Origin of the sequence: Sabulicella glaciei (assembly GCF_026183895.1) — a bacterium.
Classification (GTDB): Bacteria; Pseudomonadota; Alphaproteobacteria; order Acetobacterales; family Acetobacteraceae; genus Roseococcus; species Roseococcus glaciei.
In genome coordinates this window covers 893,398-919,762 of record NZ_JAPFQI010000001.1, presented here as the reverse complement: position 1 = coordinate 919,762, position 26,365 = coordinate 893,398, and the positions used below count along the sequence as shown (strand labels likewise).

Here is a 26,365-nt window from a genome sequence, read left to right as displayed (position 1 = left end):
CCGCAGGACCCGGCGTGGCTTCATTACTGCAGGGATGAACGAGCCAGCACCCAGCGAGGCAGCAGCGCGCGAAGCCGGGTTGCGCCACAGCAGCGACGCGCGTCCGGGCATCCTCCGGCTCCGGCACGGGCGGGGCTTCCGCTACCGCGCCCCTTCCGGCGCCGCGGTGCGCGACCGCGAAACCCTGGCCCGCATTGCCGCTCTGGCCATTCCGCCCGCCTACGCTGAGGTGTGGATCTGCCCGGACCCGCTCGGCCACCTCCAGGCCACGGGGCGCGATGCGCGCGGGCGCAAGCAGTACCGCTACCACCCGCGCTGGCGCGCGCACCGGGACACGACGAAGTATCACCGCATGGCGGGTTTCGCCGCCGCGCTGCCGGGCATCCGCGCGCATGTGGATGCGGCACTCCGCCGGCAGGCCCTGACGCGGGAGAAGGTGCTGGCCGCGATCGTGCGGCTGCTCGACACCACCCTGATCCGCATCGGCAATGAGGATTACGCGCGCGAGAACGGCTCCTTCGGCCTCACCACGCTGCGGAACCGTCACGTGGCGGTGGAGGGCGGCGCGCTGCGCTTCCGCTTCCCTGGAAAAAGCGGCCGGGTCTGGCGACTGCGGGTGGAGGACCGGCGCGTGGCCCGCGTGGTGCGAGAGCTGCAGGACCTCCCGGGCCAGGAACTCTTCTCCTGGCAGGATGAGGCGGGGGAGGTCCACAGCATCTCCTCCGGCGAAGTGAACGACTTCCTGCGCGAGATTTCGGGCGAGGAGATCACCGCCAAGGATTTCCGCACCTGGGCCGGGACGGTGCTGTGCGGCCTCCATCTGGCGGAGCAGGGGGATTTCGGCAGCGCGACGGAGGCGAAGCGCCGCATTCGCGAGGCCGTGGCGCAGGTGGCGGCGAGGCTGGGCAACACGCCTACCGTCTGCCGCCAGTGCTACGTCCACCCGGAGGTGCTGGAACGCTTCGCACGCGGCGAGTGGCAGCTGGAGTTGGACCGCAGCCCCTCGAACGGGCTACGGCCCGAGGAAGCCGCAGTGCTGACGGCGTTGACAGCCGATCCGCCTGCGCCGCCGCGCGTCAGGCGTCCACCGCCTCCACATCCAGGCTCGCCGCGTTCTCCTGGATGAAGCGGAAGCGCAATTCGGGCCGGCGGCCCATCAGCGCTTCCATCAGTTCTGCAGTGCGAGCCCGCTCCTCGGGTGGCAGCACCACCTTGAGGAGGGTGCGCCGCGCAGGCTGCATCGTCGTTTCCCGAAGCAACGCGGGAGGCATCTCACCCAAGCCTTTGAATCGGCTCACTTCGACCTTCTGGTTGGCCTTGAAGTGCTTCTTGCGCTGCCGCTCCAGGTCGGCATCGTCCATCGCATAGACGGACTTGCCGCCGGACTGGAGGCGATAAAGCGGAGGCTGGGCCAGGAACACCTTGCCCTGGCGCACCAGTTCCGGGAGTTCCTTGTAGAAGAAGGTCATCAGCAGCGCGGCGATGTGGGCACCATCCACGTCCGCGTCGGTCATGATGACGACACGGCCGTAGCGTAGCCGTGCGATGTCGAAGCGCTCGCCCACGCCACAGCCCAGTGCCTCGATCAGGTCGCGCAATTCCTGGTTCTGCCGCAGCTTCTCGGCAGAAGCGGAGGCGACGTTGAGAATCTTGCCGCGCAAGGGCAGCACGGCCTGCGTCTCGCGGTCGCGCGCCTGCTTGGCGGAACCGCCGGCGCTGTCGCCTTCGACCAGAAAGATTTCAGTGCCTTGCGAGGATTCCTTGGAGCAATCTGCAAGTTTCCCAGGCAGCCGCAGCTTGCGCGTGGCAGTCTTGCGCGGCGTGTCCTTCTCGGCACGACGCCGCATCCGCTCCTCCGCCCGCTCGATCGCCCAGGCAAGGAGGTTGTCGGCCAGGGCCGGCGCCCCGGCCAGCCAATGGTCGAAATGATCGCGGATCGCCGCTTCGGTCAGCTTCTGCGCATCGCCGCTGGTCAGCCGATCCTTGGTCTGTCCCTGAAACTGTGGGTCGCGGACGAAGACGGAAAGCATCCCGGCCATGCCGCCGAACAGATCCTCGGCGGTGACATTGCCGGCGCGGCGCTCCTTCTTCATGTCGCCATAGGCGCGCAGCCCCTTGACGAGTGCGTTCCGCAAGCCGGCCTCATGGGTGCCGCCCTGCGGGGTCGGGATGGTGTTGGCGTAGGTGGACAGGAAGCCCTCGCCGCCATCGAGCCAGGTGACGGCCCATTCGCAGCGCCCCGCCGAGTCCGGAAACTCGCCCGTGCCGGCGAAGGGCGCGGGGACGACGGTGGCCTTGCCCTCGATTGCGGTGGCCAGGAAGTCGGACAAGCCGCCGGGGAAGTGCAGCGTCGCCTCGGCGGGGGTATCGGTCCCCTCCACCAGCGCAGGGGCGCAGCGCCAGCGGATCTCGACGCCGCGATACAGGTAGGCCTTCGAGCGGCACAGGCGAAACAGGCGCTCGGCACGGAACTGGAGGCGGCCGAAGATGTCGGGATCGGGGCGAAAGCGGATGGTGGTGCCGCGACGGTTCCGGACCTCGCCCTCGCGCTTCAGCCTCGTGGTCGGCTTGCCGCGGCTGTAGGACTGACGGAAAAGTGCGCCGCCGCGCGCCACCTCCACCTCCATGGTCTCGGAAAGCGCATTCACCACGCTGGAGCCGACGCCGTGCAGGCCGCCCGAGGTGTCATAGGCCTTGCCGCTGAACTTGCCGCCCGAGTGCAGCGTGGTGAGGATGACCTCCAGCGCCGACAGCTTGGGAAACTTCGGGTGCGGGTCCACCGGGATGCCACGGCCATTGTCGCGCACGGCCAGGAAGTTCCCATCCTCCAGCACCACCTCGATGCGGTCGGCATGGCCGGCCACCGCCTCGTCCATGGCGTTGTCGATGATCTCGGCAGCGAGGTGGTGGAGGGCGTTCTCGTCCGTGCCACCGATATACATGCCCGGCCGGCGGCGGACGGGCTCCAGCCCCTCCAGCACCTCGATATCCGCGGCGGTATAGGAGGTCGCGGCCGGCTTCACGCGGCCCGCTCCGAATAGATCGTTCATGTTGTGTTCGCTGTCCCCTGACGGGAAAATAGGGTCCGGAGGGGGTGAAGGCAATGGCAAATGGTGCCGTTCCGGATCCCTACGGAGCGTTCGGACGCGCGGTCAGGAGCGCACGTTGACGTAGCGCGCCGCCTCCGGTGGGCCGTCGCCCTCATGCAGCAGCGTGGCACGGGCGAGGACGGCGCGATCCTCCTCCGTGAGGCGCGAGGCCTCGCGGAGGTGCTCGGCCCAGCTCTCGATGGTCCAGAGTTCCACCCACCGCTCAGGATGGGCCACGTCCTCATAGAGGCGCCAGCTGGCCGCGCCGCCGCGCAGCCGGACGAGGCGCACCTGCTCCATCGCGGCCAGGAAGGCTGAACGTCGCCCGGGCGGGATGCGGTAGCGCACCACCTCCATCAGCCGCCGCTCACCGCCATGCAGCAGACCGCGCAATTCCGGCGCCGGAGGTTCCGGGCGGGCCAGGGCGGCTTCGGGCACGGGGGCGAAGGTCGGCGGGTCCAGTGGCCAGCGCCGCACCAGCACGGCCCCCAGCGCAGCGCATCCGGCAAACACGGTCATGGCGAGCGGAACCCCCACCCGCCCGGCCAGGACCCCCGACAGCGCGGAACCGAGCGCGAGGGCGCCGAAGAAGCTCATCTGGTAGATGCCGATGGCGCGTGCCCGCACCCAGGCCGGCGCCGCCATCTGCGCTGCTGCCTGGAGGGTGGAAGCTGCGGCGATCCAGGCCACGCCATAGACCACCATCGCCAGGGCGGCGGCCGACCAGTGCGGCACGAGGCCGAGCAGCGCCATGGCGCCGGCGCCGAGCAGCGAGGAGAACATGACCAGGCCACCCCGGTCGGTCAGGGCGCGGGCGCGCGGCAGAAACAGCCCGGCGCAGACCGCCCCGGCCCCCATGCAACCCAGCAGGATGCCGAAGGCCTCGGGTCCCAGCCCCAGCTCCTCCCGCACCACCAGGGGCAGCAGGCCCCACACGGCGGAGGAGAACAGGAAGAAGGTCACGGCGCGGATGATCGCCGCATGCATCGCTGGAGTGGCAAGCACGTATCGGGTGCCGGCGCGCATGGCCGGCATCATCCGCTCGCGCGGGAGGCGGGATCGGGCGGACTCGCGCCGCCAGCCCAGCAGCACCGCGACCAGCACGAGGATGCAGAGCGCGTTGAGCAGGAAGGCGGCACCCACCCCGGCCCAGGCGATCACCATCCCCCCCATGGCCGGGCCGACGGCGCGGGTGAGGTTGAAGCCGATGCCGTTCAGCGCGATGGCGCCCACCAGATCCTCCCGCGGGACGATCTCGGGCGTCGTGGCAGCCCAGGCCGGGAAGCTCATGGCCAGCCCGGCGCCCAGCGCGAAGGTGAGGGCGATCAGGCCCCAGGGGCTGAGCGCATCCCCGAAGGTCAGCAGGCAGAGCAGGAAGGAGACGGCCGTCATCCAGAGTTGGGCGGCGATCAGGAAGTGCCGCCGGTCCATGATGTCGGCCAGGGCGCCCGCCGGCAGCGCCAGCAGAAAGACCGGCAGCATGGAGGAGGCCTGGACGAGGCTCACCATGATGGGGCGTCCGTCGAGCGAGGTCATGAGCCAGCCCGCCGCCGTGTTCTGAATGAACAGCCCCGTGTTGCTGGCGAGGTTGGCGAGCCACAGCGCCCGGAAAACCGGGTGCCGCAGCGGCGCGAGGGCGGCGGGTGCTCGCATGTCAGCCGATGGCGAACTTGACCACGCAGAGCGCGGCCAGCACCCAGACCGCGCCGTGCACCTCTCCTGCGCGGCCGACGAGAAGCTTGAGGGCGGCATAGGCGATGAAGCCGATGCCGATGCCGGCAGAGATGCTGAAGGTGAAGGGCATGGTCAGCGTGGTGAGCACCGCGGGCAGGTACTCGGTTTCATCCTCCCAGTTCACGGAGCGCAGCGCCTGCGCCATCAGCGCCGCCACGAAGATCAGGGCCGGGGCCGTGGCGAAGGGCGGGATGGAGGCGGCAAGCGGCGCGAAGAAGAGCGCGAGCAGGAAGAACCCCCCGACCACGATGGCGGTGAGCCCCGTCCGGCCGCCCTGCTGGATGCCCGAGGCGCTCTCGATGTAGCTGACGGTAGGCGAGGTGCCGAGCGCCGCGCCGACCATCACCCCGCCGGAGTCCGCGACCAGCGCCCGGCCGAGATTGGGGATGGACCCGTCCGGCCGCATCAGCCCGGCGCGATGGGTGGTGGCGATCAGCGTGCCGGCATTGTCCAGCAGGTCCACGAGGAAGAAGGTGAAGACCACCCCCAGCAGGCCGACCTGAAACGCGCCCGCGATGTCGAGCTGGAGGAAGGTGGGTGCCAGGGAAGGGGGCACGGCGGCGACGCCCTTGAAATCGGTGAGGCCGAAGGGCAGCCCGGCCAGCGCCGTGAACAGGATGCCGAGGAGGATGGCACCCGGCACTCGCCGCGCCGAAAGCGCCGCGATGAGCAGAAGCCCCGCCGAGCCGAGCAGCACCGGCGTCGTGAGGCGCCCCAGCGCCACGAGCGTCACGGGGTGGTCCACCACCAGCCCGAGGTTCTGCAGGCCGATCAGTCCGAGAAAGGCGCCGATCCCCGCTGCAATGCCGAGCTTGAGGCCGAGCGGGATGCCCCCGATCAGCCATTCGCGCACGCGCAGAATCGAGATGAGGAAGAACAGGATGCCCGAGACGAACACCGTCCCCAGGGCGACCTGCCACGGGATGCCCAGGGCGCCGACCACGCCAAAGGCGAAATAGGCGTTGATCCCCATGCCCGGCGCCATGGCGATCGGATAGTTGGCGAGCAGGCCCATGAGCGCCGAGCCGATGGCCGCCGCCAGGCAGGTCGCGACAAAGGCCGCGCCCTGGTCGATGCCCGCCGCGGCGAGGATGCCCGGGTTCACGATCAGGATGTAGGCCATGGTCAGGAAGGTCGTGGCGCCTGCCAGGGTCTCCTGCCGCAGGCTGGTGTTGTTCTCGGTCAGCCCGAAGAAACGGTCCATCACAGCCCCTGTCCGTCGCCGCGGCGCAGCCTAGGGGTGGGGTCCGGATTCAGGGAAGCATGGCCTCCGCCTCGGCCCAGACCCGCCGGGCGAGGTCGGCCGCCGGCTCGGCCCGGGAGAGCGCCACGCCCTGGCCCGCCCAGAGCTGCATCCGCGAAGGGTCGTCGGTCTTTCCTGCCTCGGCCCGCATGGGTCCGGAAAGATGGCGCTGGATAGGGTAGGGGGCGGGCTCCGCCCCTTCGAAGGCGCGCGTCGCGGCATTGGCCACCGAGCGCGCAAGCCGCCCTGAAAACGCGCGCGTTAGAACGGTGTCCTCCGGCCCCGCTTCCGCCAGGGCGCGCGCATAGCCGATGGCGATGCCAGCCTCCGGGCAACGGAGGAAGGCCGTGCCCATCTGCACGGCGCTGGCGCCGAGAAGCAGCGCCGCCGCGACGCCGCGTCCGTCCATTACCCCGCCCGCCGCGATGACCGGGACGGAAAGCGCGTCGGCGAAGCGGGGGATGAGGGCGAAGAGGCCAATATTCTGCGTCTCAGCCCGCTCCGGGTCGAAGGCCCCTCGATGACCGCCGGCCTCGGCGCCTTGCGCCACGACGGCGTCGGCACCAGCCGCCTCGGCCGCACGTGCCTCCTCCAGCGTTGTGGCATTGCAGATCCAAAGAATGCCGCGTGCCTTCATTTCCTGGACGAAGGAGGACTCGAAAACGCCCATGATGCTGGACACGACGGGCGGGCGGACCGCCAGCAGCGCCTCGCACTGCGCCGCGAAATCCTGGGTCCAGGGACCGTCGCCCACCTCGGGCGGTGGTGGGCCGAGCGCGGCAATGGTGCGGCGCGCGCCATCCTCCCGCGCGGCGTCGCGAGGTGGGGCAGGGTCGGGAATCCAGAGATTGACCTGGAAGGAGCCATTGGACCGTCCCCGGAACTCCGCGGCCCAGGCGGCGATTCCGGCCGGATCGGACATCAGCGCCCCCAACCCTCCCATTCCGCCAGCGTTGGAAACGGCGGCGGCAAGCGCTGGCGGAGAGGCGCTCGCCATGGGGGCTTGGAGAATGGGAAGTCGGAGGCCGAAGCGGGTGCAGAAGGTTTCGGCGCGGCGGCGCGGCGTGGGCATGGCTGACAGCCTGAACGCACGCGGCGGTTGTGTCCACCGCGCCAGTAAATTAGCAACGCCATGAAACGCCTTCAGCGCCAGGATGATCGAATGAGCAGCGAAAAGGGAGCCGCACGGCGCCTCTTCGGCACGGATGGGATCCGCGGCACCGCGAACCGGGCGCCGATGGACCCAGGGACCGCGTTGCGGCTGGGCCAGGCGGCGGGACATTTCTTCAACCGCGGAACCCACCGGCACCGCGTCGTGATCGGCAAGGACACCCGCCTGTCGGGCTACATGCTGGAACCGGCGCTGACGGCGGGCTTCGTTTCCGCCGGGATGGACGTGGTGATCGTCGGCCCCCTGCCGACCCCGGCCATCGCGCTGCTGACCCGCTCCCTGCGGGCCGATCTCGGTGTCATGATCTCCGCCTCGCACAATCCATACGAGGATAACGGCATCAAGCTGTTCGGCCCTGACGGGCTCAAGCTGTCGGACGACCAGGAAGCCGCCATCGAGGCGCTCATGGCGGGCGATCTGGCGCGCAGCCTCGTCGCCCCGTCGCGCCTCGGCCGTGCCTCGCGGCTCGAGGACGCGCCGGGCCGCTACATCGAGGCGGCGAAGCAATCCTTTCCGCGTGGCCTGACGCTGGAAGGGCTGCGCGTCGTCGTGGATTGCGCCCATGGCGCCGCCTACAAGGTCGCCCCGACCGTGCTGTGGGAACTAGGCGCCGAGGTGGTGAGCGTAGGCGTCGCGCCGGACGGCTTCAACATCAACCGCAATGTCGGTTCCACCGCCCCGGCCGCCCTGGCCGAACTGGTGCGCGAGCGCCGCGCCGATCTCGGCATCGCGCTGGATGGCGATGCCGACCGCGTGGTGCTCGTGGATGAGGAAGGGACGCTGATCGACGGCGACCAGATCCTCGCCCTCATCGCGGAAAGCTGGAAGCGCGACGGACGCCTGCGCTCGCAATGCGTCGTGGCGACGGTGATGAGCAACATGGGCCTGGAGCGCTTCCTGCGCGGCCAGGGCCTCACCCTGCACCGCACCGCCGTGGGCGACCGCTATGTCGGCGAAAGGATGCGCGAACTGGGTTGCAACCTGGGCGGCGAGCAGTCGGGCCACATGATCATGAGCGATTTCGGCACGACCGGAGACGGGCTGGTGGCCGCGCTGCAGGTGCTGGCCGTGCTGGTGGACCAGAAGCGCCCGGCCAGCGAGGTGTGCCGCCGCTTCGCGCCGCTGCCGCAGAAGCTCGTCAACATCCGACACACCGGCATCTCTCCGCTCGACCGCGAGGAGGTGCGCGAGGCCATCAAGGCCGAGGAGGAGAAGCTCGGCGCGCGGGGCCGCGTGCTCATCCGCGCCAGCGGGACCGAGCCCGTGATCCGCGTCATGGCGGAGGCGGAGGAGGAGTCGATGGTGAACGAGGTGACGGATCGCCTCGCCGGCGCCATCCGCCGGGGCATCGCTGCGTGAAGGGACGGGTGCTGATCTGCGCCGGCAGCGATTCCGGTGGCGGTGCGGGCATCCAGGCCGACATCAAGGCCATCACCGCGCTGGACGGCTTCGCGATGACGGCCATCACCGCGCTCACGGCGCAGAACACGCTCGGCGTGCAGGGCGTTCTGGGGATCGAACCGGGCTTCATCCGCGCGCAGATCGCGTCGGTGCTGGACGATCTCGGCGCGGATGCGGTGAAGACCGGCATGCTGCACGACAGCCCGACCATCGAGGCGGTGTGCGACGAGGTGGCCGCCCGCGCCCCCGGTGTGCCGCTGGTGGCCGATCCGGTGATGGTGGCGAAGGGCGGGCATCGCCTTCTCGCGGCCGAGGCGGTGGAAACGCTGAAGCGCCGCCTGCTTCCCCTCGCGACGCTCATCACGCCCAACATCCCGGAGGCGGAGGTGTTGTCCGGCCGCGAGATCCGCGACGAGAAAGGGATGCGCGAGACGGCGGAGGCCATGCTGACCCTGGGCGTTCCGGCCGTGCTGCTGAAGGGCGGCCACATGGAAGGCGACCGCCTCGTGGACATTCTCGCCACGCCGGAGGGCGTGACGCGCTTCGAGGATGCGCGGATCGACACGCGCCACACCCATGGCACGGGCTGCACGCTGGCAAGCGCCATCGCCGCTGGGCTGGCGCAAGGGCTGGACTTGGTCGAGGCAGTGGCGCGCGGGCGACGCTACGTGCGTGCGGCGATCGAGGCGGCGCCGGGCTACGGGGCGGGCCACGGACCACTCAACCACGCGGTGCGGGTGACGTAGGCGCGGCTATTCGATCCGGATCTTCGCAGCGCGAGCCACGGCGGCGTAGCGGGCGGAATCCTCCGCGACCAGACGGGCAAACTCCTCCGGCGTCAGGCGCCAGGGCGTCATGCCCACGAGTTCGAGCTGCCGGGGGAATTCCGGGTCGGCGTGCAGCGCGTCCAGCGCCGTCATCAAACGGTCGGCGATTCCAGGCGGCGTGCGGGCAGGAGCCAGCACGCCCTGCCACGCCAGCATCCCGGTCCCCACGAAGGCAGGGTGGTTCGAGGCAGGCGGCACGCCAGGCAGCGAGGAGTGCTCGCGCGCGGAGGAGACGGCGAGGCCGCGCGCCCTTCCATCCCGCACCAGCGGCGCCGCGCTCGTTACCGTCAGCACGGCGAGGTCCAGCCGTCCCGCCAGCACGTCCTGCGCGATCTGCGCGGCGATGCGGTAGGGGACGTGCTCAAGCTTCAGCTCTGCCCGCTGCGCCAGCGTCTCCGCCCAAAGATGGAGCGAGGTGCCGATGCCGGAGGTGCCGTAGGTCAGCGGATCCGCCGTCCGCTTCGCCAGGTCGATGAGTCCCGCCAGATCGCGTGCCGGCAGGTCGGGCCGAGCCATCAGCACCAGCGGCAGGGAGGCGAGCATGGCAAGCGGCGTGAAATCCGCCTCCGGGTTGTAGCGAACGGCGGCGGGCATCACGCTGGGTGCGATGGCGAGCGGGCTTTCGACGCCCAGCAGCAGCGTGTGCCCGTCCGGCGCGGCGCGTGCCGCGCGCTCCGTGCCGATGGTGCCGCCGGCGCCCGGGGCGTTCTCCACCACCACGGACTGGCCGAGGTTCCGCGCCAGCATGGCGGCTGCGATGCGCGCCACCGTGTCCACGTTGCCACCCGCGGCGAAGGGCACGATCAGCGTCAGCGGACGGCTCGGGAAAGCGGTCTGGGCCACGGCGGAGGCGGTGAGAGGGAGGAGGGCCAAGCTGCGGCGGGGGATCATGCGGCGGGGAACTCCAGCGCGTCGAATTCTTCGGCGTAGGCTGTGAACAGGTGACGCTTCGCCGCGTCGGGCAAAAAGGACCCGGCGATGCCGTTCAGCGTGAATCCGCGCAGCGCCTCGCGCCCGAAGCCAAAATCCTCCGCCATCATGCGCCAGCATCGCGTCGGGGTGACGCGGTGCAGGGGCGGATCGTCCGTATTGGGGTGGATCAGCAGCCCGGCCCCCGGCATGCGCGGGATGGGGTGGTCGCGCGCCCAACGCTCCGGGGCGAGGGTACGCAGGTAGAAGGAATTGGTTGGGACGACCGTGAACACTATCCCCGCCTCGGCGAAGCGCCGCGTCAGGGCCGGATCCTCCAGCACGGTGTAGCCATGGTCCAGCCGCTCTGCGCCACACAGATCGACCGCGGTCTCGACGTTGCGCGGGTGGCAGCCGAACTCGCCGGCATGGGCGGTGATGCGGAAGCCGGCCTGCTTGGCCATCCGGAAGGCCTTCCAGAACCGCTCCGGCGGCCCATCCGGCTCACGGTAATCGATGCCGAGGCCGATGATGGCGTCGCGCCGGTGCGCGATCATCCACTCCACCATCTCCACTGCCCGCTCGGGCGTGTCCTCGCGGTCGATGGCGGGGATCAGCAGCGCCGAGACACCGAACTCCACCGCCGCGTCGGCGAAGCCGGCCAGGATCGCCTCCGCTCCCTCGCGATAGGAGAAGAGATGCGCGGTGCCGGTCGGGTTCCAGAAGATCTCCGAGTGGCGGACATTGTGCGACGCCGCCTCGGCCAGGTGCTCATAGGTGATGCGGTGCAGGTCGGCCGGGCGGCGCAGCAGACGCTGCTCCAGCGCGCGGAGGATGTGCAGCACGCCCTTCGGCCTGGCGTCGCGGGCGTAGAGCGATTCCGTCTCCGCCTCGCCCATCCCGGCTCGCGCGGCAAACTCCGCGAAGGTGGGGCGGAGCACGGCGCCCAGCAGGTGGACGTGCAGCTCCACCTTGGGCAGGGCATGGCAGAAGCGGTCCAGCGCGTCCATGCGCCATGCTGCGACGGGGCAGGCTTCCGGGGAAGGGGCGGTTGGCAGGGCAGCGCTTGCATGGCACGACCCTCCCCCATGCAGAAGCCCGCCAATCCCTGCTTTTCCTCCGGCCCCTGCGCCAAGCGGCCCGGCTGGTCCCTGGCCGCGCTGGAGGGCGCGCTGACCGGACGCTCGCACCGCGCGCCGCCCTCGCGCGAAAGGCTGCGGGAGGTGATCGAGCGGTCCCGGCAAATCCTGGAGATGCCGACGGGCTGGGTGCTGGGCATCGTCCCCGCCTCCGACACCGGGGCGGTCGAGATGGCGATGTGGAACCTGCTCGGCCCGCGTGGCGTGGACGTGCTGTCCTGGGAAAGCTTCTCCGCCGAATGGGCGCGCGATGCCCAGCGCGAGCTGCGCCTCCCGGACCTCCGTATCATCGAGGCGCCCTATGGACAGCTGCCCGATCTGTCGCGTGCGGATCCGGCGCGCGACTGCATCTTTGTCTGGAACGGGACCACCAGCGGCGTGCGCCTACCCGATGGCGAATGGATACGCGATGATCGCGAAGGCCTGACCATCTGCGATGCCACCAGCGCCGCCTTCGCCATGGCGCTGCCCTGGCGCAAGCTCGATGTCGTGACATGGTCCTGGCAGAAGGTGCTGGGCGGCGAGGCGGCGCACGGGATGCTGGCGCTGTCGCCACGAGCCCAGGCGCGCCTGGCGGCGCAGAAGCCCTCCTGGCCCATGCCCAAGATTTTCCGGCTGAATGATGGCGTGTGGAAGGGCGACACGATCAACACCCCTTCCATGCTCTGCGTCGAGGACGCGCTGGACGGGCTGCGCTGGGCGGAGTCGGTCGGCGGTCTGCGCGGCCTGATCGCCCGCAGCGAGGCCAACCTCGCCGCCGTGGCGGAGTGGGAGGCGCGGAGCCCCTGGGCCCGGTTCCTCGCCGAGCGGCCTGAGACGCGGTCCTGCACCTCAGTCTGCCTGCGCTTCCGCGACCTGGACGAAGCCCGGCAGGCAACGACGGCCAGGCGCATGGCCGCATGGCTCGAGGAGCAGGGCGTGGCCTTCGACGCAGCCTCCTACCGCGACGCCGCGCCTGGGCTCCGCATCTGGTGCGGCGCCACCGTCGAGACGCCGAATGTGCGCGCCCTGCTGCCCTGGCTGGACGAAGCCTGGCGTGTCGCGACCGGGTCCTAGCCCCTCAGCCGTGGCATTCGCAGCCAGCGTGGTGGCATCCCGCGCCCTCCGGGTGGTGATCGGCGCAGGCGTCGGAGCAATAAAGCCGCCCGTCGCGCTCGATCGCCTTGACGGTGCCGACCACGCAGACGCAGTCGCTGCACGCGCATTTCACCATCTCGACCGTCGCTTCCATGGCAGGCTCCTCTTGCCGTCGCGCAGGATGCTGCGCCGGGGCGCGGCGCGCCGGCAAGCGAAACCGGCACTCAGCGGAAGCGGCTGGGCCGGTCGAGGCGCGCGAGCTCCGCGTTCACGGCACCGGCCGCCTCGCGAACCCGGGGCAGGGCCGGCATCGCCGCGAGGCGCGCCAGCGTTCCCGCCGCCCCGGCCGTGAAGATGCCGGGCTCGGAGAGCGCCGCGCGGGCCGCCGCCTCGTCCCCCGCCCGCAACGCCTCCGAGGCGCCGCGCAGCCGGCGCTCGGTGGCTTCGCCGGGTGCGCCCCGGGCGATGCCGAGATAGCCGCGCATCTCGTCGCGCCCTGCTTCGAGCAGGGGCTGGAGGGTCGGGCTCATGGACGGGCCGCGCACCGGATCGGTGGTGAAGGACCGCGCCAGGAACTCCATCTGCGCCGCGGCCATCGCCGCGCCGGCCGGATCGCCGGCATAGACGGAGGTGTCGCCGAGGTTGCGCGGCGCGTAGAGCGCAGCGCCCCGGAGCGGGTCGCCGAAGCCGCCGAGGTAGTCCGTCACCGGGTCCTGGGCGCAGGCAGCGAGGAGGAGGAAGGGGAGGAATCGGGTCTTCATCGGCGCATCCTGCACGAGGAACGCGCCGGGCGCCTGTCTTGTCGCACCCGCCCGGCCCTGCCACACAGCGGCCCGTGATGAGCGAAGCCCCCAACCCCGCCCTGTTGCCCGCGGGACTCATGGACCTGCTGCCCCCAGAGGCGGAGCGTGAAGCCGTGCTGGTCGAGGCGCTGATGGAGAGCTTTGCCCGCCACGGCTACGAGCGCGTCACCCCGCCCTTGCTGGAATTCGAGGAGGGGCTGCTCGCGGGCTCGGGCGCCGCCGTGGCCGAGCAGACCTTTCGCCTCATGGACCCGGTGAGCCAGCGCATGATGGGGTTGCGGGCCGACATGACCCCGCAGGTCGCCCGCCTCGCGGCCACGCGCTTGGCAGGGCAGGGGCGGCCGCTGCGCCTGTGCTACGCCGGGCAGGTGCTGCGCGTGCGCGGCTCCGAGTTGGCCCCCGCGCGCCAGCTGCGCCAAGCGGGGATCGAAATGATCGGCGGCGCCGCGCCGGAGGCCGACGCCGAAGTCGCCCTGGTGGCGGTGGAGGCGGTGTCGCGCCTTGGCATCCAGGGGATCTCGCTGGATGTGGGCCTGCCCCGCATGGCCCAGGCCCTGATCGAGGCGGCCGGCATCATCGAGCCCCTGGCCGGGCGCCTCGCCCGCGCGCTGGACCGCAAGGACGCCGCCGACGTGGCCGCGATGGTCGAGGGACGCGGCCCGATTGCCGCGTTGCTGCCGGAGTTCCTTGCCGCCGCTGGGCCGGCGCGGGAGGCGGTGGCGGCGCTGGATCCGGCCCGCCTTCCGGAATCCGCCCGCCCCATCGCCGAGAACGCGCTTTCTGTCGTGCGCGCCATCGCCGCGCGCGCCCCGGGGCTGCGCATCACCCTTGATCCGGTGGAGTTCCGGGGCTTCCAGTACCATGTCGGGGTCGCCTTCACCCTGTTCGGCCCAGGAATGACCGGGGAGCTGGCACGCGGCGGGCGTTATCTCGCCGCGCATGACGAACCGGCGACGGGCATGACACTTTATGCGGATGCGGTGCTGCGCGCCGCACCGGACGGCGCGCGCCGCCGACGCTGCTTCCTGCCCATGGGCACCCCCGCCGAGGCGGGCGAGCGCCTCCGCGAGGCGGGCTTCGCCACCGTTGCGGCGCTCTCCGCGACCGACACAGCGGCCGCCTTGCGCTGCACCCACGAATGGGATGGCGAGGCCGCCATCCCCCTCAAGACCACGGAGACCGTGTGATGGCCAATGTCGCGGTGATCGGCGCCCAGTGGGGCGACGAAGGCAAGGGCAAGGTAGTGGACTGGCTGGCGAGCCGGGCCGACATCGTCGTGCGCTTCCAGGGCGGCCACAATGCCGGGCACACGCTTGTGGTGGGTGACCAGACCTACAAGCTTTCCCTGCTGCCGTCCGGAGTGGTGCGCGGCAAACTAGGCATCATCGGCAATGGCGTCGTGCTCGACCCGGATGCGCTGCTCGGCGAGATCGCCAAGGTGCGCGGGCAGGGGCTCGACGTGGGGCCGCACAACCTCCGCGTCGCCGACAACGTGCCGCTCATCCTGCCGCTGCACCCGGCGCTGGACCGAGCGCGCGAGGCGGCGCGCGGTGAGGACAAGATCGGCACCACCGGGCGCGGCATCGGCCCGGCCTATGAGGACAAGGTGGGCCGCCGCGCCATCCGCCTCTGCGACCTCGCGGAGCCGGAGACGCTTTCCGCAAAGCTCGACGAGTTGCTGCTGCACCACAACTCGCTGCTGCGCGGCCTGGGCGCGCAGGAGTTCAGCAAGCGCGACCTGCTGAACAAGCTGCTGGCGCTGGCGCCCGAGCTTCTCCCCTACAGCGAGCCGGTGTGGGAGCGGTTGGACGAGGCGCGGCGCGACGGGCGGCGCATCCTGTTCGAGGGCGCACAGGCCGTGATGCTGGACGTGGACCACGGCACCTATCCCTACGTGACCTCCTCCAACACCGTCGCCGGCAACGCCGCCGCCGGGGCAGGAATCGGGCCGGACGCGATCGGCCTCGTGCTCGGCATCGCCAAGGCCTACACGACGCGCGTCGGCTCCGGCCCCTTCCCGAGCGAGCTCCATGACGAGATCGGCCGCCGCCTGGGCGAGCGCGGGCGCGAATTCGGCACCGTGACGGGACGCCCGCGGCGCTGCGGATGGTTCGACGCTGCCATGGTGCGGCAGGCGGTGAAGCTCGGCGGGGTGCAGGGCCTCGTCCTCACCAAGCTGGACGTGCTGGACGGGCTGCCGGAACTGAAGATCTGCGTGGGCTACCGCGTCGGTGACGAGGAGATGCTCCGCCTGCCGCCCGCTATGCGTGCCCAGGCCGCGGCGGAGCCGGTCTTCGAAACCATTGAGGGATGGACGGGCTCCACCATGGGTGCCCGCTCCTATGCCGAGCTTCCCGCGCAAGCGGTGAAGTACATCCGTCGCATCGAGGAACTGGTGGAGGCGCCGGTGATGATGCTGAGCACCAGCCCCGACCGTGACGACACCATCGCGCTGCGCGACCCCTTCGCGGGGTGAGGCACGGCCCGACCGTCGGGTTGCAAGAAAGTTGAAACTTGCGCAATCGTCGGCACGAAAGACTTTCTCAGGGAGGAACGGAATGAATCGGCGCCATCTCATGGCGCTCGCCGGGTCGGGGCTCCTCGCCCCCTCCGTGCCGCGGGCGCAGAACTTCCCCGACCGGCCGCTCCGGCTGATCGTTCCATGGCCGCCGGGCGGCTCGACTGACACGGTCGCGCGGCTATTCCAGGCGCGCCTTGCCGAGGTGCTGGGCCGGCCGATCGTGATCGACAACCGTGGCGGCGCCAGCGGCGCGACCGGGGCGATCGAGGCGTCGCGTGCCCCGAATGACGGCTCTACCTGGATGCTGGTCTACGACACCCAGGCCACCAACGAGACCGTGATGCGGCTGCCCTTCCGCACCATGGAGGCTTTCGTGCCGACGACCCTCGTCGCCACCGGCCCGCTGGTGATGGTCGCGCATCAGTCCACGCCCTACCGAAACTTCCAGGAAGTGGTGGACGCCGCGAAGCGCGCGCCCGACACGCTGAACTACGCGACCTCGGGGGTCGGCGGCCTCGCCCATGTCTCGACGACGCTGCTGCAGCAGCAGGGCGACTTCAAGATCGTCCATGTGCCGTATCGCGGCGGCGGCCCGGCCGTGCAGGACGCGGTGGCGGGCCACGTGCCGCTGTTCATGACCAATGTCGTGATCGTGTCGCAGCACATCCGCTCCGGCGTGCTGCGCCCGCTCGGCGTCACCACGCGCGGCGAGACGCGTCACGTGCCCAACACCCGATCCTTCCAGCAGCAGGGCTTCGGCGACTTCGAGGCGCCGACCTGGTGGGCGATGCTGGGCCGCGCCGGTACGCCGGAACCGCTCGTGCGCAGGATGCACGAGGCGCTTCACCGCGTCCTGAACGAGCCTGACGTGAAGAACCGCATCGAGGAGCAGGGTTGCGACATCACCGCCGCCGGCCCCGAGGAATGCGCCCGCTTCATCCAGAGCGAGATCACCAAATGGGGCCGGGTGATCACCGACAACAACATCCGCGCCGATAGCTGAGCGGCGCGGCGGGGACCGTCTTAGGCCGCGAGGCCCAGGGGCGGCCCCCGGTCTTCCATCACCGCATCCAGGCGGCGCAGCGTGGCCTTCCAGTCATGCGCCGCCAGGACGGCAGCACGCGCTGCCTCGCCCAGGCCGGGGTGGCGGCCGTCAAGCACCTCGCGCACTGCGGCCGCCATCCCGGCCGCATCGGGTGCGACCAGGGCGTCGCGCCCCGCGAAGGCACGCACGCCCTCGAAGGCCTGGGGGGTGCAGATGATCGGCTTGGCCATAGCCATCGCCTCCAGCACCTTGTTCTGGATGCCGCGCGCGATGCGGAGCGGCGCCACGGCTGCTGTGGCATGGGCGATGTAGGGGCGGATATCCGGCACCGGGCCGGTGACTATCACATTTGGGATCCGCTCGAGCGCGCGAACCGAAGGGGCAGGGCTTGCGCCCACGATGGCGAAGCGCAGCCCGGGCAGCAGTGGGAGGGCTTCCTCCGCGAACCAGGTCACCGCGTCCACGTTCGGGCGGTAATCCATGGTGCCGGTGAAGACCAGCACGGGCGGGCCGGCGGGATACGGGTCCGGATGCTCGATTTCCGGGTCGAAGCGCGCCAGCTCGACACCGTTATCCACATGGTCCAGCCGGGACGCCGTGTCAGGTGCCAGGGCGGCGAAGCAACGCGCTTCCTCCTCCGACACGAAGATCGAGCAGTCGAAGGCCAGGGCGGCGCGGCGCTCGAAGCGCAGCAGCGTTTCGGCTTCGCGCGCATAGACCCAGCGCATCGGGCCGGTGGTTTCGGCGGCATAGGCACGCCACTTCGCGGAGTCGACGTCCACGAAATCCAGCACCCGGCGCATTCTCGCTTCCTGGGCGGCCGGCGTCATCAGCAGCGGCGCGACGGCCGAGGAATAGGCGAGCGCCCGGCTCCATCGCCGCGCCTCGAGCCCCTCCTCCACCCAGGCGGACAAGGCCGGGTGGCGGAACCAAGCCAGGGAAAGCGGCTGGCCAGGGCGGAAGCGCGGCAGCGCGCGCAGCGCCGCGGCGGGCCCGCGCGGGATCGGGTGCGCCTCCACATGGGAGCACCATTCGCGCAGCGCCTCCACATGCGCCATGTCCGCCGGGTCATCCACGAGGCAGCCCAGCTCGACCTCATGGCGGCGCGACAAGTGCGCCAGCATGTGGAAGGCGCGGATCTTCTCGCCCTTCTGGGGAGGGAAGGGAATCCGATGCGCAAGGAAGAGAAGCCGCCCCATCAGCCCAGCCCGCGCACGAGATAGGGTCCGACCGCGTTGGCGACCGAGATGGGCAGCTTCTTCCAGGCCTTGATCAACAGCCGGTACTTCGGGTTGTTTGGGTTGTTGTCCGGGATCCGCGCGCCCGGCGCAAGGCGGTAGCAGTAGTGCAGGGGTTCCGCCGTGAAGCCCCAGTTCTTCTTATAGTCGAAGGCGCCCGTTCCGGATTTGGAGCGGCCGAAATCGAAGACCTTCGCGCCACGCTCATTTCCAGCGCGTCGCATTACTTCCCAGTACATCACCTCGCTGGCCGAGAGCCCCCGTGCCTCGCGCGTGCCGCCGCCGTAATAGGGCAGGACCTGGTCGCGGAAATGGAAGGACAGGACGGACGCGACGGCGCGTCCTTCGTGCCAGACCGTCGTCACGTCGTGCGCGTCGGGGAAAGCCTCGGTCAGGTTGCGGAAGTAGCGCTTCGGAAAGACCGGCGAGCCGAGGTTGCGGACGCTTTCGGCATAGACGGCGTGCAGCGCGTCGACGTTCGAATCGCTCGTGGAGGAAAGGCCGCGCTTGAAACCCTTGCGGACCTCGGCGCGCTGCTTGCGCGGGATGTTGCGCTCCATGTCCTTCGCGTCATCGCCGGAGACGGCGATGGGCTTGCGGAAGGTGTAGTAAAGGGCAGGCCGCTCCTCCCAGCCCTCATCCGCCGTTTCCAGCCTGCGGAACTCCAGCACCGGGGAGCCGATCCGGTCGCGCAGCGCGACCGCATGATCCTCCAGCGCCCTTGCCGCCTCAGGCGTGGCGGCTACCGTGCCGCCATAGACGCAGAAAGGCGTGGAAGCGAGCGTGTCGCCGAACAGGCGCGTGCGCATCCGAGCCAGCGGCAGGACGCCCACTACGGCGCCATCTTGCTCGGCCATGGCGTAATGGGTCACGTGGCCGAAGCTGTCGCGGATCACCTTCGCCCAGGGCGAGAGATGGAAGAAACTGGCCTCGGGACGCGAATGGACGAACGCGTCCCATGCTGGCGCGCTGGCCGCGTCCAACTCCCGAATTTTGATGCTCATCCGGCAATCTCTTCCGCGAAGACCTCGTCCATGCGGCCCCAGGCGAAATCCCCCAGCAGCCGTGCCAGCTTACCTTCCATGCGCGCGAGCCCGGTGTAGTGGCGGAAGCGCGACAGGCGCGGCGCCCCGCTGACGCGCGGCTGGCCGGGGTCCACCTCCCAAGGGTGGAAGTAGAAGATGCCGCGCTGCGCCTCGCGCCCGTTCACGCGGCGCAACCCCATCCGGAAAGGGCCGTAGGGCAGGAGGCGAAACCAGCCGCCGCCGGCGCAGGGCAGGTTGCGGTTGCCCAGGCGCACCGTCGTCATTGGCAACTCGATCACGCCATCGGGGCAAGGGCGATGCGGGCCTCGCGGCGCGTCGGGCGCACCGTAAAGGTCGTGCCGCACCGGAAAGATCGAGGAGGAATAGCGGTGCCCTTCCTCGGCCAGGATCGTGTGGGCCCAGGGGGTTCGGGCGCCGATGGAGAAGGTGGGGGCGCGGTAGCCACGCACCTCGACGCCGCCCGCATCTTCCAGCGCCTGCTTGGCGCGGCGGATGTCGGCACGGAACGCGGTCTCGCCGATGGCGGAAACCTGTTCGTGCCCATAGCCGTGGCTGGCGAGTTCGTGCCCCGCCGCAACGATGCGGCGGATCAGCGCGGGATGGCGGTCGGCGACCCATCCGAGGGTGAAGAAGGTCGCGCGAACCGAGTGTGCGGCGAAGAGGCCGAGGACGAGATCCGTGCTCGCTTCGACGCGGCGGTCATATTGCTCCCAGGCGTCACGGGACAGGGTCCCGGCGAAGGCCTGAACCTGGAACCAATCCTCGACGTCTACGCTCATCGCATTGCGAGGGCGCACCGCGGCGCGGCGGTCGCTCAGGGAACTCATCGCCCCGCCCTGCGACGCGCGAACAGGTTGATGAGGCGGTCCACCACCCGCTCCTGGCGCGCGGCGACACGGGTAAGCGTGTCGAGTTGGTCGGTGAGGGCGGCGATACGCGGATCGGCGACGGCGCTGGCGTGGGCGTGCTCGCGGTGCGTTTGTTCGGGGACGTAGGTCTGCGCTTCGCGGGTCAGGCGCGGCGGCTCGGCCTCGTAGCGCTGGGCGCGAAGCTCGGGCTGTGGCGGCGCGGCGTCCTCGTGCCGCGCCATGGGGAGCGCGTGCGGAACCGAAGGGGGTTCGACGGCGCGGGGCGTATGCAGCGGCACGGCCTCGGCACGTGCCAGGGTGGGTTCCGGAACGGGGACGAAGCTGCCGCCAAGATCCTCTTCCAGTTCCTGCGCCGTGGACTCGACGAGGTCCAGCTCCAGCACCTCCGCCCCCTCGAGCGCCCCGGCGAGGAGCACGCGTGAGCAAAGGCGGTTGATCCGACGCGGCACGCCGCCCGTATGATTGTGCACTGCTTGCAGCGTCCCGGCACCCCAGGCCGGACGCCCCTGCCAGCCGACGGCGCGCAGCCGGTGCTCGACATAGGCCTGCGTCTCGTCGGAGGAGAGGGGCTGGAGATGATACGAGGCGAGGATGCGCTGGCGCAGCTGCTCCAGGTCCGGCCGCGCGAGAAGCTGGCGCAGCTGCGGCTGGCCGAGCAGCACCGTCTGCAGGAAGGCACGCCCGTTCTCGGTCACGTTGGAGAGCATGCGAAGCTCCTCCAGCGCACCATGCGAAAGCGCCTGGGCCTCGTCCACGATCAGCACATGCCGCCGGCCCGCCTCGCCGCCCGCTCGAAGCGCGCGCGTGATGCCGGTGAGAAGCTGCGCCTTGCCCCCTTCGATCGGGACGCCGAAGCAATCCGCGACGAGCCGCAGCAGATCCTCACTTTCAAGCTGCGAGGTGACGATGCGCCCCACCGCAAAAAGGTTGGGATCCAGCTCCATGCAGAGCCGCTCGACCAGCGTGGTCTTCCCGGCTCCCACCTCACCGGTCACGACCACGAAGCCCTCTCGCTGGGCAAGCCCATAGGCGAGATGGGCATAGGCCCTTGCGTGCCCGGCGCTCGCATAGAAGAGCCGGGCATCGGGCGTCATCAGGAAGGGGTGGGCGCGAAGCCCGTAATGTTCGATAAGCATGCCGCTATGGAAACGTCCCAATCGAGGGAGAGTTTCGTCTATTCTGCGGAGTTCAGAAAGTCTTGCGCAAGGAAACTATGATCGCGTTCCGCAGCCCGCTTCGAGTTTGTGAAATTGGGACGCTCGAGTCCGCCAGCGTCGTCTGCCGGTCGGTGACCTGATATTCGATCGCGCCTGACAATGTGTCAGAAAAAATGCGCCGGAATGAAGCGCGCAGCATCCAGCTGCCGTTCTGCCCTCGGGAGCCCGGTGATTCGTATAGGGAATAGCCAGCGATTGCCGTGAAGGTGGTAAGAGGGTTCACCGCGCGGCTGTAGGTGAGGCTGAACGAGTTCGACGTCTGGCCGAAGGCGACGACTCCCGGATCATTCGCGACGAGACGGCGGCCCTCGTGCCGGTAGTTGAGGCTGAAGCTGTCGCGGTCACGACGGTGCGCAATGGTGGCTTGGGCACGGCGGATGCGGAACACGCCGCTTTGCAGGCCCAGCACCGCGGAACCGCCGAGATCGGGCTGGGGAGCGCCGCTGAATCGGTCCACCGGCAGGCCGTTCTCGTCCACGGTGATCGTCTGCAGGAGGTCGGCATTGCGCTGCAACGGCGTGGCAAGACCGTCGTCGTACCGCAGGAACATCGTGGTCCGCGCGGTGAGCGCGAGCCGTGCCTCCAGGACAGGAGAGTTCACTCCTTCGCGGCGCCGGTACCGCGCGATGATCATGCTGTTTGGGCTCGGATCCCAACGCACGCCGACGCCCCAGACGGGCTCGTCGATCCGGATGCGGGGCGCGGATTTGTAGTGGATCGACTCGTAGCCGCCCTCGACGATGGCATAGAGGTTGCGGCGCAGCGCGTAGCGCGTCTCAAGGATGGCGGAGGCGCGATGCGCGCCATCGAGAGAGCCGGCACCCTCGAAGGTCGCGCCACGAACGCGGAACTCCGCAGCGAAGCGACCGAAATCCTCGCCCGTCCGAACCGCGCCGAAGACCGAGTTCGAGATCAAGTTGCCAGGACGGTAGAAGGGGACGCCATCCGGCCGGATCGACGCCGCTGCGCCCTGTCGCTCGACGTACTGGAAGACGTAGCCACCCGTCACCGCGGCCCGTGTCCCGAAGCGGTGAATGAAATAAGGCGAGACCGAGAAGTTGTAGGTCTGTGCCACGCCGCGACGAGGCAGGGTGGCCGTGTCGTTGCTCGTGAAGCCACTGGCGATTGGCGAAACGAACGCGCTCGCCCTCAGGTCGAGAAAGACCGATCCTGGGACGAGCTGGATCGTCGCGTCGCCGAGGAAGCGGTGGTCGATCCGGCTCTGCTCGCGCTGTTCCAGGTAGCCAAGGAAGGTCGGAGAATAAAAGGCACGGCCGCGGATGCGCGCCGACTCGGCAGCGACCGAGATGCCCGGCGTGACCGTGGCGATCACCTCGCCTTGCTTGCCCGAGGCTCGGTTCGTGTAGCTGTTATCCGTGAAGATGGTGCTGGCATTGACGAAGGGCGTGACGACCCAGGATCGCCCGCCCGGAAGCTGGGCGGTCGGCTGCGACGCTCCGAACGAGTCGCTGAAGAACGGGCTCAGGCGAACGGCCATGTCACCGGGCCGCTCCGTCGCTGCGACGCCCGTGTCCACCGGGCCTCGCGGGGCAGGGCTGGAGCCGAAGGGGCCCGTCGGTGCCGCGCGCGGCGGAAGGCCGACCGCCCCGGGGGTCTCCAATCCCGAAAGGAACTCCGGTGCGACCGTGAGCGCGTTGTCAAAATCCTGCGCATGCACATTCGCGGCCGGCAGCGCAACCAGCGCCGCCGCCGCAAGCCCCCGACTGAAGCGGGATGCTGGCTTAGCCGTCGTAACCATAGGCCCCAAAACGTTCGTCGCCCGGACGGGCGCGATTTAGAACGAGCTGGACGGTGGGGCAACCATCCAGGAGATCGAGCGCCGCCTCGATCTGGCCGCGCTGCGTCCGCTCCGCCTCCACCACCATCACAACCTGGCCAACGACGGGAGCAAGCGCACTCGCCTCGCTGGTCGAAAGGGCAGGGGGAAGGTCGAGGATGACGATATGGCGGGGGTGAGTTTCGGCCACACGCAGTGCCGCAGAGGCGATGGCGGCACCCGAAGGGCGCCCCTGACCGAAGGGCAGCACGAAAAGCCGGTCGCGCTCGGTCGGCACCACATTGGGTCCGACCGGTCGATCCGGATTCGCGGCCAACTCGGCAATGCCGGGCCGGTCCTTGCAGTCGAGCAGCTCTGAAAGCGAGCCACTCTTTCCGTCCGCGTCCAACAGCATCACGGGCTGGGCCCGTGCGGCGGCCATCGCGGCGGCGATGTTCAAGGCCATGAATGTCTTCCCCTCGCCCGGAAGGGTGCTCGTCACCGCCACCAGGCGCGGATGGCGCCCCCCCGTGGCCGCAGTGGCATGCACCGTTCGGACCACCTGATCTTGCACTACTGCAATCTCTTCGAAAAGCCTGTTTCTGGCGTGGGCGTGCGCGATCATCCCGGCCGCGTGCAGCCGAACCAGGGGAATCGGCGGGGAGGTCGGCGCCCCGCCCGGCGGTAAACCAGGACGCGCCTCCTGCGGCCGGGGCACATCCATCACCCCGGCCCCTGCGCGCAGCGCATCGGGAAGCGCCTGCTGGTCTGCCCTGGGCGGGGCGCCCGAGACCGGGGCAGGGGCTGGCACGTTCAGGCCGCCCAGGGCCTGCATCGCGCGCTCGGCGAGGTGCCGGCGGGGAGGTTCGGTCATGCGAGCACCTTTCGAAGGATGTCGGCGCCGCCCGCCGCGACACCCAGGAAGCAGACGAAAAGCAAGGACAGCGCTCCCGCAAAGACCGCCGCAGGCAGGAGGCGACGCTTCGGCCGTGCAGGCGAAACAGCACCCAGGACGGGGAGGCCAAGATCACGCAGCTCACGCAGGCTGTAGATGCTGCTGTCCAGGAGGCTCAGCAGCACGGCAACCGCCGCACCCGCGCCCAGCGCGGCCACGAGCGCGCCCGCGGCGAAGAGCGGGCGGTTTGGCCCGGTCGGCGCGACGGGCTGGGACGGCGGCTCGATGATGTCGAGGCGCACCTGGTCCGCACCCGTGCGGGCCGCCCCCGCGATCTGCAGGGACTCGCGCCGCTGCAGCAGTTCCTCGTAGGAGCGCCGCAGGATGCCATAGTCACGATCGAGGTCGGTGAGCTGAGCGAGGAGCTGCGGTGCCCCGCGCGCAAGGGATTCCAGGCGCTCAACTTCCTGAGTCTCGGCGGTGATGCGCCGGCGCAGCGATGCGATGTCGCCTTCCGCGTCCACGAGGCGGGTTTGCAGCGACTCGAAGGCCGGGTTCGAGCGGGGCTCGCCCCGGACACTGCCCCCGGCCCCTCCACCGGTCCGTCGCAGATCTGCAACGATGGAGCGCTGCATGGCGATGGCCGGATGCTGGTCGGTGTAGCGGGTCAGCAGCTGGCGCAGCTCGGCCTCCGCCGCAGCGAGCGGGCCGGCATTGCCGCCGCCACGCGCCAGCACGTCGGCCGGCAGGGTGCGGGGCGTCTGCTCCACCTGGCGGCGGATGATGTCGCGCCGCATCTCCGTGTCCTGCAGCTCGCCACGCAGTTCGTTCAGGCGCTGGCGCGCCGCTTCGAACCGTGAAGCGCCACCGGTCGTTTCGTTGGGGATCAGATCGACGTAGCGCGAACGGAACTCGGCACGGCGCCGCTCCGCCTCACGCAGCTGCGCCTCGTAGGTCGCGACCTGCTGGTTCACGAAGGTGCGCGCATTCTGCATCTGCTCGCGGTCGTTGCCCGACACACGCTCCATGAAGAGGTCCAGCACGGTCTGCACGACGGCACGTGCGATAGTGGGATCGCTATCCGTGTATTCCACGCGGAACAGGTTCCGGGCCTGCGGCGTGATGCGGATGCTCGTGGCCAGACTGGCCACCATTCCTTCGCGTTCGCGTTCGCTGTTGACGCGCAGCCCCAAGTCCGTCCGTGCGATCACGCGCTCAAGGTTCGGTCGGGCGAGCAGGGTTCTTTGCAGCGTTTCCACCTGCGCAGCCGTCGCGCCATCCACGGCGATGCCGCGCAGCGTTTGGCCGAGGATGGCGTCGGCATCAGCGTAGATGCGCGCGCTGCTCTCGTAGCGATCAGGCAGGGAAGCCACTCCGATCCAGCCGAGGATGGCAACGACCCAAGCGACGAGCAGGGCCGGCCAACGCCGCTTCCAGGCGGCGGCGGCATAACGCCGAAGATCTGCAACGGGCGACATCAGAACCAGCTCTGCGGAATGATGAGGGTGTCCCCCGGGCGCAGCGGGACGTCCTGCGTCATGTCCCCGTTCCTGAGCAAGTCATTCAGCCGGACGCGTTCCACACGCGCGGCACCGGAGACAGGATCGCGGCGCACCAGTTCTGCCCGGTTGCCTGCTGCAAAGCGGGTCAGGCCACGCGTAGCGATCATCACGTCTAGGACGGTCATGCCGTCGCGATAAGGAATGGCAACCGGCTCGGCCGCCTCGCCAACCACGCGCACCATCCGTGCCGGCGGACCAAAGAACTGGCGCACCATCACCGTCACGTTCGGCTCGCGGACGTAACGAGCAAGGCGCTGCTCGAGGTCGCGCGCCAGCTGACTGGGCGTCTTGCCGGCGGCCGGCACGTCGGGGGCAAGGGGGATGGAGATGCGCCCGTCGGGCCGCACGGGAATCTCCACCGAGAGATCCGGGGCGCGGTAGACGAAGATCCCGAGCGTATCGCCAGGGCCGATCTGATAGTTCTCGCTATCCTGCGCGGGCGCGCCTTCGCGCGCCAAGAACTGCGGCGCAGGCCGTTCCGCACACGCAACAACGCCCAGAAGCGCGGCGAGCGCCATGCCGCGCAGCAGTGCACCTCGCATGCTGTTTTGCCTCTCCATCCCGGTTCTCCCGATCATGGGTGCGTTAGGCACCCTGCCATGCGCAACTCTGCGCCCGCTCGAAGGTTGCTAAAAGGCGTAATCTCAAAACCAAAGCCTGACATTATGATAATGTTGCTTTATTGGACGTTTATCATTAAACTTCCCCAAACATATCATAAAGAATGTTTTCTATTGCCTTGAACGCACAAATTTTTAAAGCTTGCCAAAATCCTAGCAATCGTTGGCAACCACGGCCATGG

23 protein-coding genes are annotated in these 26,365 nt (G+C 69.7%); 7 read left to right on the top strand and 16 right to left on the bottom strand.

All coding sequences use genetic code 11. From position 1 onward, the window contains the following. Window positions 1-34 precede the first annotated feature (34 nt). Window positions 35-1,126: a DNA topoisomerase IB gene (locus tag OF850_RS04250; protein ID WP_301588574.1), complete on the top strand. Its 1,092-nt coding sequence runs from the start codon at window positions 35-37 to the stop codon at window positions 1,124-1,126. Here the strand turns inward: OF850_RS04250 and parE are convergent. The 4 genes from parE to OF850_RS04230 all read right to left on the bottom strand — a co-directional run bounded on the left by parE (window position 1,077) and on the right by OF850_RS04230 (window position 7,138). Then, entirely contained in the window at window positions 1,077-3,050 is a 1,974-nt protein-coding gene (parE, locus tag OF850_RS04245) for a DNA topoisomerase IV subunit B (protein WP_301588572.1), read from the bottom strand. The two genes, OF850_RS04250 and parE, sit on opposite strands and share 50 nt — an antisense overlap. Before the next feature lie 102 nt (window positions 3,051-3,152). After that, a complete protein-coding gene (locus OF850_RS04240; protein WP_301588570.1) occupies window positions 3,153-4,742 on the bottom strand; it encodes an MFS transporter in 1,590 nt (529 codons plus the stop codon). A 1-nt stretch (window position 4,743) separates the two neighbouring features. Beyond that, on the bottom strand, window positions 4,744-6,027 hold the full coding sequence (locus tag OF850_RS04235) for an NCS2 family permease (protein WP_302474067.1): 1,284 nt from the start codon (window positions 6,025-6,027) through the stop codon (window positions 4,744-4,746). Between the two features lie 49 nt (window positions 6,028-6,076). Continuing rightward, entirely contained in the window at window positions 6,077-7,138 is a 1,062-nt protein-coding gene (locus tag OF850_RS04230) for an NAD(P)H-dependent flavin oxidoreductase (protein WP_301588568.1), read from the bottom strand. A gap of 90 nt (window positions 7,139-7,228) precedes the next feature. Between OF850_RS04230 and glmM the strand changes: the two genes are divergently transcribed. Both glmM and thiD read left to right on the top strand, forming a co-directional pair. Then, window positions 7,229-8,596, top strand: coding sequence for a phosphoglucosamine mutase (gene glmM / locus OF850_RS04225; protein WP_301588566.1), 1,368 nt, complete (start codon window positions 7,229-7,231; stop codon window positions 8,594-8,596). Beyond that, the gene (gene thiD / locus OF850_RS04220; RefSeq protein ID WP_301588564.1) at window positions 8,593-9,384 is read left to right on the top strand and encodes a bifunctional hydroxymethylpyrimidine kinase/phosphomethylpyrimidine kinase; all 792 of its coding nucleotides are present in this window, start codon (window positions 8,593-8,595) and stop codon (window positions 9,382-9,384) included. Before glmM ends, thiD begins: the two co-directional genes overlap by 4 nt. A 6-nt stretch (window positions 9,385-9,390) precedes the next feature. On the opposite strand, the gene OF850_RS04215 is transcribed toward thiD, so the two are convergent. Continuing rightward, window positions 9,391-10,356 carry a Bug family tripartite tricarboxylate transporter substrate binding protein gene (locus OF850_RS04215; RefSeq protein ID WP_301588563.1) on the bottom strand — a complete coding sequence of 322 codons (966 nt, stop codon included), beginning with the start codon at window positions 10,354-10,356 and terminating at the stop codon, window positions 9,391-9,393. Continuing rightward, complete coding sequence (locus OF850_RS04210) at window positions 10,353-11,384, bottom strand: adenosine deaminase family protein (RefSeq protein WP_301588562.1); 1,032 nt, start codon at window positions 11,382-11,384, stop codon at window positions 10,353-10,355. Before OF850_RS04210 ends, OF850_RS04215 begins: the two co-directional genes overlap by 4 nt. A gap of 60 nt (window positions 11,385-11,444) precedes the next feature. Between OF850_RS04210 and OF850_RS04205 the strand changes: the two genes are divergently transcribed. Beyond that, complete coding sequence (locus OF850_RS04205) at window positions 11,445-12,569, top strand: phosphoserine transaminase (RefSeq protein ID WP_301588560.1); 1,125 nt, start codon at window positions 11,445-11,447, stop codon at window positions 12,567-12,569. Window positions 12,570-12,573: 4 nt separating this feature from the next. Here the strand turns inward: OF850_RS04205 and OF850_RS04200 are convergent, their stop codons facing one another. Next, entirely contained in the window at window positions 12,574-12,744 is a 171-nt protein-coding gene (locus OF850_RS04200) for a metallothionein (protein WP_301588559.1), read from the bottom strand. A 70-nt stretch (window positions 12,745-12,814) separates the two neighbouring features. Continuing rightward, window positions 12,815-13,351 carry a hypothetical protein gene (locus OF850_RS04195; protein ID WP_301588558.1) on the bottom strand — a complete coding sequence of 179 codons (537 nt, stop codon included), beginning with the start codon at window positions 13,349-13,351 and terminating at the stop codon, window positions 12,815-12,817. A 77-nt stretch (window positions 13,352-13,428) separates the two neighbouring features. On the opposite strand from OF850_RS04195, the gene OF850_RS04190 reads away from it, so the two are divergent. The 3 genes from OF850_RS04190 to OF850_RS04180 all read left to right on the top strand — a co-directional run bounded on the left by OF850_RS04190 (window position 13,429) and on the right by OF850_RS04180 (window position 16,917). After that, window positions 13,429-14,580: an ATP phosphoribosyltransferase regulatory subunit gene (locus OF850_RS04190; RefSeq protein WP_301588556.1), complete on the top strand. Its 1,152-nt coding sequence runs from the start codon at window positions 13,429-13,431 to the stop codon at window positions 14,578-14,580. Next, window positions 14,580-15,869, top strand: coding sequence for an adenylosuccinate synthase (locus OF850_RS04185; RefSeq protein ID WP_301588555.1), 1,290 nt, complete (start codon window positions 14,580-14,582; stop codon window positions 15,867-15,869). The genes OF850_RS04190 and OF850_RS04185 overlap by 1 nt, the downstream gene beginning before the upstream one ends. Before the next feature lie 82 nt (window positions 15,870-15,951). Beyond that, window positions 15,952-16,917: a Bug family tripartite tricarboxylate transporter substrate binding protein gene (locus tag OF850_RS04180; protein ID WP_301588554.1), complete on the top strand. Its 966-nt coding sequence runs from the start codon at window positions 15,952-15,954 to the stop codon at window positions 16,915-16,917. A 20-nt stretch (window positions 16,918-16,937) separates the two neighbouring features. Here the strand turns inward: OF850_RS04180 and OF850_RS04175 are convergent, their stop codons facing one another. The 8 genes from OF850_RS04175 to OF850_RS04140 all read right to left on the bottom strand — a co-directional run bounded on the left by OF850_RS04175 (window position 16,938) and on the right by OF850_RS04140 (window position 26,123). Continuing rightward, on the bottom strand, window positions 16,938-18,158 hold the full coding sequence (locus OF850_RS04175; RefSeq protein ID WP_301588552.1) for a TIGR03087 family PEP-CTERM/XrtA system glycosyltransferase: 1,221 nt from the start codon (window positions 18,156-18,158) through the stop codon (window positions 16,938-16,940). Further along, window positions 18,158-19,201 carry a FemAB family XrtA/PEP-CTERM system-associated protein gene (locus OF850_RS04170; protein WP_301588550.1) on the bottom strand — a complete coding sequence of 348 codons (1,044 nt, stop codon included), beginning with the start codon at window positions 19,199-19,201 and terminating at the stop codon, window positions 18,158-18,160. Before OF850_RS04170 ends, OF850_RS04175 begins: the two co-directional genes overlap by 1 nt. Beyond that, window positions 19,198-20,070 (bottom strand): XrtA system polysaccharide deacetylase, encoded by an 873-nt coding sequence (locus OF850_RS04165; RefSeq protein WP_301588548.1) that lies wholly within the window; start codon window positions 20,068-20,070, stop codon window positions 19,198-19,200. Before OF850_RS04165 ends, OF850_RS04170 begins: the two co-directional genes overlap by 4 nt. Beyond that, window positions 20,067-21,248 carry an ExeA family protein gene (locus OF850_RS04160; protein WP_301588545.1) on the bottom strand — a complete coding sequence of 394 codons (1,182 nt, stop codon included), beginning with the start codon at window positions 21,246-21,248 and terminating at the stop codon, window positions 20,067-20,069. Before OF850_RS04160 ends, OF850_RS04165 begins: the two co-directional genes overlap by 4 nt. A gap of 52 nt (window positions 21,249-21,300) precedes the next feature. Continuing rightward, complete coding sequence (locus tag OF850_RS04155) at window positions 21,301-22,827, bottom strand: TIGR03016 family PEP-CTERM system-associated outer membrane protein (RefSeq protein WP_301588543.1); 1,527 nt, start codon at window positions 22,825-22,827, stop codon at window positions 21,301-21,303. A gap of 244 nt (window positions 22,828-23,071) precedes the next feature. Then, on the bottom strand, window positions 23,072-23,980 hold the full coding sequence (locus OF850_RS04150) for a P-loop NTPase family protein (RefSeq protein WP_301588542.1): 909 nt from the start codon (window positions 23,978-23,980) through the stop codon (window positions 23,072-23,074). Continuing rightward, window positions 23,977-25,479 (bottom strand): XrtA system polysaccharide chain length determinant, encoded by a 1,503-nt coding sequence (locus OF850_RS04145; RefSeq protein ID WP_301588541.1) that lies wholly within the window; start codon window positions 25,477-25,479, stop codon window positions 23,977-23,979. Before OF850_RS04145 ends, OF850_RS04150 begins: the two co-directional genes overlap by 4 nt. Then, a complete protein-coding gene (locus tag OF850_RS04140) occupies window positions 25,479-26,123 on the bottom strand; it encodes an XrtA/PEP-CTERM system exopolysaccharide export protein (RefSeq protein WP_301588540.1) in 645 nt (214 codons plus the stop codon). Before OF850_RS04140 ends, OF850_RS04145 begins: the two co-directional genes overlap by 1 nt. Window positions 26,124-26,365: the final 242 nt, after the last annotated feature.